Genomic DNA, 9,426 nt, shown 5'->3' on the forward strand with positions numbered 1-9,426 from the left:
GGCGAGGTTCTCCGGGTCTTCCTCGGCTACCGGGTTGTGCGACCCGAACCCGGCGTTGTTGATCAGCACGTCCACCCGCAGACCGCGGGCGGCGAGTTCACCGACCAGTGCCGCTGCACTGCCCGGTTCGGCGAGGTCGGCGGCGATCACCGCCACGTCGATGCCGGGGTGTTCAGCCCGCAGCCTCCGGGCTAATGCCTGCAACCGGTCCTCACTACGTGCGGCCAGAACCAGGTTGTGGCCCCGCCGTCCCAGTTGCAGTGCGAACTGCTCCCCGATGCCGCTGCTCGCGCCGGTCACGAGAGTGGTGGGGGTGTGCCCGGGGGTGTGCCCGGGGGTGTGCTCGGTCATCAGTCGTCCTTCCTGTCGGGTGGCTGCGCGCCGAGGAGTTCGGGTCCGTCGGCGCGGTCGATGGTGGTGAACGATCGCACCGGCCGGCGGCGCAACCGGCGGCGCGGATTGGCGGGACGGCCGAGCGCGACAACGGTGGCCAGCGCCCAGTGCTCCGGCGCTCCCAGCAGTTGTTTCACCTGCGGTTCGACACGGACCAGCATGGTGGTCATCACCCCGCCCAGACCCTCGGCGTGCGCGGCCAGCAGGACGCTCCAGACGAACGGGTACACCGAGGCGCCCCCGGCGATCGGGTACCGCTCGAAGTCGCGGTCCACCGCGGCCAGCGCCGGCAGATCGGCGAACACCGCCAGCAGCACCGGGACACGGTCCAGTTCGGCGGCGAATCCCTGGCCTGCCGCCGCGGCGAGTTCGGCGGGTATGGCTGCCACCGCAGCCGCCTCGTCGGCCGGATCGTTGCCCGGCGCCCACGGCCGCAGGCCCGCGGCGCTCATCGCCAGGTAGTCACGCCACCCGGGAAGGTACAGGTCCCGCAACCGGATTCGGGTGCTCTTGTCCTTGACTACCACCACATGCCAGGCCTGGGCGTTGCCGCCACTGGGCGCGAACCGAGCGGTGTCGAGGATGCGTGCGACGACGTCGTCGTCGACCGGGTCATCGGTGAACTCGCGCACCGCCCCAGTGCTCCGCAGGGCTTCGATGAGGTCCATTGAAGTGATCCTGCCGCCCTCAGCTGTTCCGAGCCAGCGAATCCAGTGCGGCCACAACGGCTTCGGGTGCCTCCAGCGGGGCGAGATGCCCGCACGACGGCACGACCTCGATGGTGGCCTCGGGTGCGAGGCGGGCCAGTGGCATCGCCGCGTCGACCGGGTACAGCGCGTCCTGCCCGCCCATCAGGATGGTGGTCGGCACGCGCAGCTGTGGCAGTACCGTGGCCAGGCCGGGGGAGCGGGTCAGGACCGTTCGCACCGTGGCCGTCGCCGCCGAGCGGTCGAAGGACCTGAAGGCCGACACGAACTCGTCTACCCGCTCCGGGTGTTCCTGCTGAGCGGACGCTGCGATCATCGAGCGGGCGACGCCCCTGCCCCAGAACGTCGTTGATCCCATGACGCGGGTGCCGAGGACTTGGAAACGGTGGCCGCCCAGGCTGGGCGCCAGCGGTGTGTTCATCATCAACACCGCGGTGGTGCGCTGCGGGTGCTGCACGCCGGTCTGCGCGGCGACCTGACCGCCCCACGAGCAGCCGGCCACCACCGCGGCGGCGATTCCCAGTTCGTCGAGGAGATCGACCACCGCCCCGGCGTACCGGTCGGGATGGACGTCGCCGTCGGGCGGGTTGCTGCACCCGAAGCCCGGGCCGTCGACACTGATGGTCCGCCGCTGCGGGCCCAGCAGGTCGATGACGTGGCGGTAGAGGCGGTGGTCGCTGAACAGCGACGGCCACAGCACCACCGGTGTGCCGAGACCCTCCCCTGGACCGCTGTCTGCGACGGCCAGTGTCCCGACACGGGTCGGGACACGCCGGTTGAGTGCCGTCACGTCGTGGTCCGCACGGCGTGGTCGCTAATCCAGTTGCCGTGGAATCCGAACGGAACCCGCTGCGGCAAAATCACTCTGGCGACCGGAGGCTCCGACAGGTCTCGGGCGTCGAGGATGACGAACTCGCTGCTGTCGGTGGTCGCGTCGTAGACGTAGCTCATCAGCCATCCGTCGTCCTCTCCGGTGGGGTGCTCGCGGGGCACGAAGTCGGTCTCGCCGGAACCGCGGCCCACGCCAAGCGGGTGCACCTCGACGGTGTCCTTGTCCAGGTCGTGTTTGTAGATGTCGCCGGGAGCGAACCCGTCACCGACCCCGACTCCGTAGCCGAAGCGGTGCCGGCTCGCCGAGACCGACGCCGCGACGCGGGGGAACTCCAGTGTGCGGTCGTCGATCCGGGCCTGACGCACCGTCCGGCCCACCGGGTCGACGGTCCAGCGGTACAGGCTGGGCAGGCAATCCCCGGCCGGTCCGAGGATGTCGCGGGCGAACATCGCATCGTAGCGACAGATGTCGATGACGACGGTGCCGTTATCGGCGTCGTAGGCGTTCATCGGGTGGTAGGCGTAACAGGGATCCAGTTCGCACCAGATGATGTCGGCGGCGTCGCTGCTGCTGCGGGGGAGCAGTCCGAGCCGCGGGGTGTAGTCCGGGTTCCACCGGAACGGGAACCGACCCGCCCCGGCCAGGCCGATATCGACGGTCACCGGTAGGTCGTAGACCACCGCGTAGTTCCGGGTCAGCGACATGTCGTGCACCATCACCATCCCGGGCAACGGGATGTCGACAGTCTTTGACACCCGCCCGTCGCCGGCGACGACCACGTACTTGATGTGGTCCAACCACTGCGCCCAGGCGTGACACATCGCGTGCAACTCGCCGGTGAGCGGGTCGAACTTGGGGTGCGCGCTGAACGCCCCGGGCAGGCTCCCGGCGAACGCGTTCACCGCACCGGTATCGAGTTCGTAGCCCAACTCGACCGGCGGACTGCCGCCCTCGACGACCGCCAACGTGGCACCGGCCCAGGCCAGAACGCTGGTGTTAGGGGCGCCGGGCGGGTCCGCTGCGGTGGCCGGTTCGCCCAGTGCCGCGCGTACCGCCCGGCTGCGCACGTAGCGGTTGCGATACCACTCGGCACGGCCGCCGCGCAGCCGCACACCGTGAACCATCCCCGGCCCGGCGAACCAGTGGTGCTGCTCGGGTCGCTCGACACTGACGGGGTTGGGTCCGTTGCGTAGATAGCGACCCTCCAGCTCGGCGGGGATCTGCCCGATCACCTCCAGGTCGAACGCCGTCACCTCACTCTCGACCGGGGCGAAGTTGCCCTGCAGATAGATGTTCGGTGTTTCCATCACGTCACCTCAGTTGCTGATGCTCGGCGTCGAGTAGACGACCTCGGCGGATGTGGCCTGAGCGAGGAGGAAGCGCGCGGCCGAGGCGGCGGTGACCGAGAGGCCGATCCCTCGGCCGTCGGTGCTGACGCGCAGCGGACGCTCGGGTCCCTCCACGATGTTCGGGAGGCGCACAGAACACCACGTGGCCGCGCTCTCGCTGAGGCCGGCCTCCATCCGGTTCTTGTCCTCGATGATGGGGAGCAGCCAGCGCACGAAGAGCGGGATGACGAGGCGATTGGCGAACCGACTGCCGCTGCCGCCGGCCCCGACGTTCGACATGCACACGATGCGCGGGACGCGATGCTGCTCCATCGCGGCGAGAGTGGCAAGCACCGAGTCCGATATGAGTGAGGTCGGCTTGCCGTCGCCCTTGCCGCCGATGCCGAGGCAGTGGATGACGGCGTCCGCGCCGCGAACACACCGCTCGACGTCGCCCGACACCACGGGATTGCCACCGATCACGGTGAGCCGCGGGTGGCTCAGCGACACGCGGCGCGGATCACGAACCAGTGCCGTGACCCCATGCCCGTGCTCGAGCGCCTGGGCGACCACGAGTCCACCCGTGAGGCCGGTGGCGCCGAAGACGGCGAGCTTCATTCCGTGCTAGGCCTGCGAATCGTGTTCGGCACCAACAGTGCCCGCTGGCTGCGCTTGACCTGTCGGGCTTCTCCACCCACGGCTGGACGTCGCGAAGGGCGACAATATGTTCACAACGTGAACTTTACTCCTGGTGTTCACGCTGTCAACATCTAGATTGGGGGGCGCATCGCAGCGACCCATCGCCCACGATCAGCCGGCGGAGGTCCCCCACTCGATGAGTTCTCCTTCGGAGTCCAGGTAGGCCACGCTCGTGGGAGCGGGGCCGGTGACGTCGAAGTAGAACTTCCCGGTGACCGATCCCGCCGGCGGCAGCGGCGCCGGGTTGACCCCCAAGGGGCTGGGCACGTTCCATAGGACCGGGTAGCTGTCGGAGCCGGATCGAGCGAAGAATCCGGTAATCACAGGGACTCCGCCGTTCTCCAGTTCGGCGGTGGCGGACGCTTCCCACAGCGTGCCGGCAACCCGGTAGGGAATCGCGTCTGTGCTGGGCTGCAGTTCGCTGATGGTCCAATTCTGGTCGATCTCGAGATCGCCCCCGTTCTCGATGTCGACCAAGTCGACATCAGCGGTGCCGCCGAGTTCGACGGTCTCGGCGGCAGCCTCCGCCGGGGCCAGGGCGACCAGGGCGAGAGCTGAGATGGCGGCGGCTCCGAGAGCCTTTGATCGTGCCATCCGCATGAACCTCCTTCGCATGGAAAAAGCCTAACCTCAAATTAGTGAGTATTAGATCAACAATTGTAAATCATAAAACTACTAGATGCCGCCGGGCCCCCGGTAGGCCCGGCACTGTTGGCGTAGGGCCGGACGCAGCGCATCGTCAGCGGCCACCAGAAGGACAGACTTTACTCGCGGTGTTGACACTGTCAACATAGAGATTGTGACGGCGGCGAAGAACACCTACCACCACGGCGATCTGCGCAACGCCCTCGTGCTGACGGCCACGCGCCTCATCGAGGACGACGGGATCGGCGAATTCAGCCTGCGGGGCACCGCCCGCGAGGTGGGCGTCTCCGCCAATGCCGCCTACCGGCACTTCAACGACAAGTCCGACCTGCTGACCGCCGTGGCTGCCCACGGTTTCGAGAAACTAGGCCGGCGGATGCGTCGGGCAATGGGCGCGACCCGGATCGGCACGACCCCGGCGGAACTGGCCGTCAACCGATTCAAGGCCACCGGCCGGGCCTACGTGGAGTTCGCCCTGGCCCACCCCGAACTGTTCGAGGTGATGTTCGGCCGCTTCGGTGTTCATTGCCTGGCGCCGAGGGACCCCGCCCACGAGGAGGCCGGTACCTACGCCCTGCTCGGCAGTGCACTGGACGAACTGGTCACCCACGGCGTGCTGGACCCGTCAGGCCGGCCCGGCGCCGAATTGAAGGCCTGGGTCACCGTGCATGGCTTCGCCCGGCTGTGCCTGGACGGCGCCGTGCTGCTCCCGTCGGGTTCCACGCGCGATACCGCCCTGGATTCCCTGCTCGACTTCGCAGTGGCCGGGATCTGCCGACGGGGCGGGGCCAAAGGATAGGTGAACGGCGTGTGCATGCCGGGGACAATCACTCGTCGGTGAAGGACGGTGTGCGACGCTGCTGGAAGGCTTTGGTGCCCTCGATGAAGTCCCGCGACTTCAGCAGAACCATCTGGCCTTCGCATTCGCGGCCGATCGCCCCGTCAAGTTCGGTCAGCGTCGCGGCGTTGATGGCCTGCTTGGTCAGTCGCAGCGACACTGCCGGGCCGGACGCGAGTTTGTCGATCACCGCCGCGACGCCCGACTCCAAATCGTCGTGCGGATAGACGGCGCTGACCATTCCGTAGTCCAGCGCTTCAGCAGCCGGGATGCGCTCGGCCAGCAGCGCCATCCGCATCGCCCGGATCCGGCCCACCGCCGCGGCCACCAAGGCCGTGGCGCCGCCGTCGGGCATCAGACCGATCTTGGTGAATGCCAACATGAAGAAGGCTTTTTCCGACGCCAGCACGACGTCGCTGACCAGAGCCAGTGAGACACCGACGCCCGCGGCGGGTCCGTGCACGACGGCGACCACCGGCTTGGGCAGCGCCGCGATGCCCTGCACGGCCCGGTTAGCCGCAACCAGAAGATCGTCGATAGAAACCGAAGCCGCTTGTGCCGCTTGATCTTCGGCGCTGATTCCGGCTCCTGAACAGAACCCGCGTCCCGCGCCGCCCAGTCGGACCACCTTCACTTGCGGGTCGCCCGCGGCGCGATCCAGGGTGTCGGCCAGCGTGGTCAACATGGCGGTGGTCAGCGAGTTGAGACTGTCGGGGCGGTTGAAGGTCACCGACAGGACGTTGCCGTCCAGGGAGACGGAGAGGTCGTCGATGCCGGTGTAGGAGGTCACAGTAGGACACGGTACAAAGAGTCCATCTCCAGCGCACGAAGGGCGGTAGGGAATATGTCGGGACCCCTGACAGGCTTGCGTGTTGTCGAACTGGCCGGTATCGGACCGGGACCGCACGCGGCGATGATCCTCGGTGATCTCGGGGCCGACGTGGTCCGTGTCGAACGCCCCAAACCCGGTCTGGGTGCGGCCCCCGGCAATGACTTCTTGCTGCGCAGTCGCCGTTCGGTGACCGCCGACCTGAAGAGTGAGACCGACCGCGAATTGGTCATGCGGTTGATCGCCAAGGCCGATGTGCTCATCGAGGGCTTCCGGCCCGGCGTCACCGAGCGTCTTGGCCTGGGGCCGCAGGACTGCGCAGCGGTCAACGAACGGCTGATCTACGCCCGGATGACCGGCTGGGGGCAGACCGGTCCGCGCAGCCAGCAATCCGGACACGATATGAACTACATCTCCCTCAACGGGGTTCTGCACGCCATCGGCCGGGCTGATGAGAAGCCGGTGCCGCCGCTGAATCTGGTGGGAGACTTCGGTGGCGGCTCGATGTTCCTCCTGGTGGGCATCCTGTCCGCACTCTACGAACGGGAACGCTCCGGCAAGGGACAGGTGATCGACGCCGCCATGGTCGACGGTTCGGCGGTGCTCGCGCAGATGATGTTCGCCTTCCGGCACACCGGAATGTGGAGCGATGTGCGCGGCACCAACATGCTCGACACCGGCGCCCCGTACTACGACGTCTACGAGTGCGCCGACGGCCGCCACGTCGCGGTCGGCTCCATCGAGCCGCAGTTCTACGCCGAGATGCTCGCGAAACTGGAACTCGACCCGGCCGCTCTGCCCGGCCAGAACGAGTTCGCCCGGTGGCCGGAGCTGCGGGCGACCCTTGCCGAGACCTTCGCTCAGCACGACCGCGACCACTGGGCCAGGGTGTTCGCCGGCAGCGACGCCTGCGTCACCCCGATTCTGTCTTTCGCGGAGATCGAGACCGAACCCCACAACGTCGAGCGCGGCAGCTTCTACAAAGTGGGGGATTCGATCTTCCCGATGCCCGCGCCGAGGTTCTCCCGGACCCAGCCCGGTACGCCCACCCCGCCGCGGACGTCGGGGGAGGACACCGACGCCGTCCTGAACGATTGGGTTTAACCCCCTGCGCTATAGTCCCAACGAAGTCCCAACCAACCAGTAGGTCGATGACGATGCGGGACCCGGAGTCCCGGAGAGGATCGTGCGCGTGGAGATCAAGGACGCGGTAGCCGTCGTCACCGGTGGAGCCTCCGGCTTGGGCCTGGCCACCACGAAGGCCCTGCTCGACGAGGGTGCCAAGGTCGTCATCCTTGACCTGCCCACCTCCAAGGGCGAGGACGTCGCCAAGGACCTGAACTCTGGGTCCGGCGGTGATCGGGTCGCGTTCGCCCCGGCCGATGTGACCGACGAGGACGCCGTCGCCACAGCGTTCGACCTGGCCGAGTCGATGGGCCCGGTGCGCATCGTGGTCAATTGCGCCGGCACCGGCGACGCCATCCGCGTGCTGGGCAAGGCCGGGGTCTACCCGTTGAACAAATTCGCCCGCATCATCAACATCAACCTGGTCGGCACGTTCAACGTGCTGCGCCTGGGGGCCGAGCGGATGGCCAAGACCGACGCCATCGGTGGCGAGCGTGGCGTCATCATCAACACCGCCTCGGTGGCCGCCTTCGACGGCCAGATCGGCCAGGCCGCCTACTCGGCATCCAAGGGTGGTGTGGTCGGCATGACTTTGCCGATCGCCCGGGACCTCGCCGACAAGCAGATCCGGGTGATGACCATCGCCCCGGGACTCTTCGACACCCCACTGCTGGCCGGGCTGCCCGAACCGGCCAAGGCCTCGCTCGGCGCGCAGGTCCCGCACCCGTCGCGGCTGGGCAACCCCAGCGAGTACGGTGCCTTGGCTGTGCACATCGTGCAGAATCCGATGCTCAACGGCGAGGTGATCCGCCTCGACGGCGCAATCCGCATGGCCCCCCGATGAGCGCTTGCGCGAAGAGAATCGGCCCCGATGAGCGCTTGCGCGAAGAGAATCGGCCCCGATGAGCGCTTGCGCGAAGAGCATCGGCCCCGATGAGCGCTCGCGCGAAGAGCATCAGGTTCAGTTAACAGGAGATACAGAATGACACTGACAACCAAGTTCACCGAGACCTTCGGTGTGGAACACCCGATCGCCCAGGGTGGAATGCAGTGGGTGGGCCGCGCCGAACTCGTTGCCGCCGTTGCCAATGCGGGCGCCCTGGGCTTTTTGACCGCGTTGACCCAGCCCACTCCGGCAGACCTGGCGCGCGAGATCGACCGGACCCGGGAGATGACCGACAAGCCGTTCGGCGTCAACCTCACCATCCTGCCGGCGATCAACCCGCCGCCCTATGACGAGTACCGCCAGGTGATCGTCGACGCGGGCATCAAGATCGTCGAGACCGCCGGCTCCAACCCGGCCCCACATCTGCCGATGTTCCACGACAACGGCATCAAAGTGCTGCATAAGTGCACCTCGGTGCGGCACGCCATCAAGGCCCAGGGCCTGGGCGTCGACGGCATCAGCATCGACGGGTTCGAGTGCGCCGGCCATCCCGGTGAGGACGATGTGCCGGGTCTGGTGCTCATCCCGGCGGCGGCCAAGGATATCGAGATCCCGATGATCGCCTCCGGCGGCTTCGGTGATGCCCGCGGACTGGTTGCCGCGCTGGCGTTGGGCGCCGACGGGGTCAATATGGGCACTCGGTTCATGTGCACGGTGGAATCACCCATCCACCAGAACATCAAGCAGGCCATCGTCGACGGCAACGAACTCGGCACCGAATTGATCTTCCGGACCCTGCACAACACCGCCCGGGTGGCCAGCAACGCCGTGTCGCGTGAGGTGGTGGAGATTCTCAACAAGGGCGGCCAGTTCGGCGACATCCAGGAACTGGTGGCCGGTTCGCGGGGCCGCACAGTGTTCGAGGACGGCGATCCTGATGCCGGCATTTGGTCGGTGGGCACGGTGATGGGCTTGATCCACGACATTCCTACCTGCGGTGAGTTGGTGTCCCGGATGGTGACCGAGGCCGAGGAGATCATCACCGGCCGACTGGCCGGCATGGTCAAGGCCGGCGCGACGGTCTAGACCTCAGCCGGCCAAGACCCAGAAAGCACAGTGCCCGCCTGAAGCCAGGCGGGCACTG

At 67.5% G+C, this 9,426-nt stretch carries 11 protein-coding genes; 4 read left to right on the forward strand and 7 right to left on the reverse strand.

All coding sequences use genetic code 11. The features are described from left to right. The 6 genes from ADBZ5N_RS14930 to ADBZ5N_RS14955 form a co-directional block, all read right to left on the reverse strand. The coding region (locus tag ADBZ5N_RS14930; RefSeq protein WP_526258675.1) for an SDR family NAD(P)-dependent oxidoreductase at positions 1-351 on the reverse strand (351 nt) is incomplete at its 3' end. Then, complete coding sequence (locus tag ADBZ5N_RS14935) at positions 351-1,061, reverse strand: nitroreductase family protein (RefSeq protein WP_526258677.1); 711 nt, start codon at positions 1,059-1,061, stop codon at positions 351-353. The genes ADBZ5N_RS14935 and ADBZ5N_RS14930, both read right to left, overlap by 1 nt. A 19-nt stretch (positions 1,062-1,080) precedes the next feature. Beyond that, positions 1,081-1,890, reverse strand: a complete 810-nt coding sequence (locus ADBZ5N_RS14940; RefSeq protein WP_526258679.1) for an alpha/beta fold hydrolase — start codon at positions 1,888-1,890, stop codon at positions 1,081-1,083. Then, positions 1,887-3,239, reverse strand: a complete 1,353-nt coding sequence (locus ADBZ5N_RS14945) for a carotenoid oxygenase family protein (RefSeq protein WP_526258681.1) — start codon at positions 3,237-3,239, stop codon at positions 1,887-1,889. Before ADBZ5N_RS14945 ends, ADBZ5N_RS14940 begins: the two co-directional genes overlap by 4 nt. A gap of 9 nt (positions 3,240-3,248) precedes the next feature. Then, a complete protein-coding gene (locus tag ADBZ5N_RS14950) occupies positions 3,249-3,878 on the reverse strand; it encodes an NAD(P)-dependent oxidoreductase (protein WP_526258683.1) in 630 nt (209 codons plus the stop codon). A 192-nt stretch (positions 3,879-4,070) separates the two neighbouring features. After that, entirely contained in the window at positions 4,071-4,553 is a 483-nt protein-coding gene (locus ADBZ5N_RS14955; protein WP_526258685.1) for a DUF1942 domain-containing protein, read from the reverse strand. 205 nt (positions 4,554-4,758) lie between these two features. Between ADBZ5N_RS14955 and ADBZ5N_RS14960 the strand changes: the two genes are divergently transcribed. Further along, positions 4,759-5,403 carry a TetR/AcrR family transcriptional regulator gene (locus ADBZ5N_RS14960; RefSeq protein WP_526258687.1) on the forward strand — a complete coding sequence of 215 codons (645 nt, stop codon included), beginning with the start codon at positions 4,759-4,761 and terminating at the stop codon, positions 5,401-5,403. Between the two features lie 28 nt (positions 5,404-5,431). On the opposite strand, the gene ADBZ5N_RS14965 is transcribed toward ADBZ5N_RS14960, so the two are convergent. After that, complete coding sequence (locus ADBZ5N_RS14965) at positions 5,432-6,232, reverse strand: enoyl-CoA hydratase/isomerase family protein (protein WP_526258689.1); 801 nt, start codon at positions 6,230-6,232, stop codon at positions 5,432-5,434. Positions 6,233-6,286: 54 nt separating this feature from the next. Between ADBZ5N_RS14965 and ADBZ5N_RS14970 the strand changes: the two genes are divergently transcribed. From ADBZ5N_RS14970 to ADBZ5N_RS14980, 3 genes are all read left to right on the forward strand, one after another. Continuing rightward, complete coding sequence (locus ADBZ5N_RS14970; RefSeq protein ID WP_526258691.1) at positions 6,287-7,375, forward strand: CaiB/BaiF CoA transferase family protein; 1,089 nt, start codon at positions 6,287-6,289, stop codon at positions 7,373-7,375. A gap of 88 nt (positions 7,376-7,463) precedes the next feature. After that, the gene (locus ADBZ5N_RS14975) at positions 7,464-8,240 is read left to right on the forward strand and encodes a 3-hydroxyacyl-CoA dehydrogenase (protein ID WP_526258693.1); all 777 of its coding nucleotides are present in this window, start codon (positions 7,464-7,466) and stop codon (positions 8,238-8,240) included. A 138-nt stretch (positions 8,241-8,378) separates the two neighbouring features. Next, positions 8,379-9,368: an NAD(P)H-dependent flavin oxidoreductase gene (locus tag ADBZ5N_RS14980; RefSeq protein WP_526258695.1), complete on the forward strand. Its 990-nt coding sequence runs from the start codon at positions 8,379-8,381 to the stop codon at positions 9,366-9,368. The last annotated feature ends 58 nt before the right edge of the window (positions 9,369-9,426 follow it).

The organism is Mycobacterium sp. (assembly GCF_044370595.1).
Lineage (GTDB): Bacteria > Actinomycetota > Actinomycetes > Mycobacteriales > Mycobacteriaceae > Mycobacterium.

Bases quoted from the DNA above. Each gene is read 5' to 3' on its own strand.
- ADBZ5N_RS14950 (WP_526258683.1), bottom strand. From the start codon at position 3,878: ATGAAGCTCGCCGTCTTCGGCGCCACCGGCCTCACGGGTGGACTCGTG.
- ADBZ5N_RS14945 (WP_526258681.1), bottom strand. From the start codon at position 3,239: ATGGAAACACCGAACATCTATCTGCAGGGCAACTTCGCCCCGGTCGAG.
- ADBZ5N_RS14955 (WP_526258685.1), bottom strand. From the start codon at position 4,553: ATGGCACGATCAAAGGCTCTCGGAGCCGCCGCCATCTCAGCTCTCGCC.
- ADBZ5N_RS14970 (WP_526258691.1), top strand. From the start codon at position 6,287: ATGTCGGGACCCCTGACAGGCTTGCGTGTTGTCGAACTGGCCGGTATC.
- ADBZ5N_RS14935 (WP_526258677.1), bottom strand. From the start codon at position 1,061: ATGGACCTCATCGAAGCCCTGCGGAGCACTGGGGCGGTGCGCGAGTTC.
- ADBZ5N_RS14980 (WP_526258695.1), top strand. From the start codon at position 8,379: ATGACACTGACAACCAAGTTCACCGAGACCTTCGGTGTGGAACACCCG.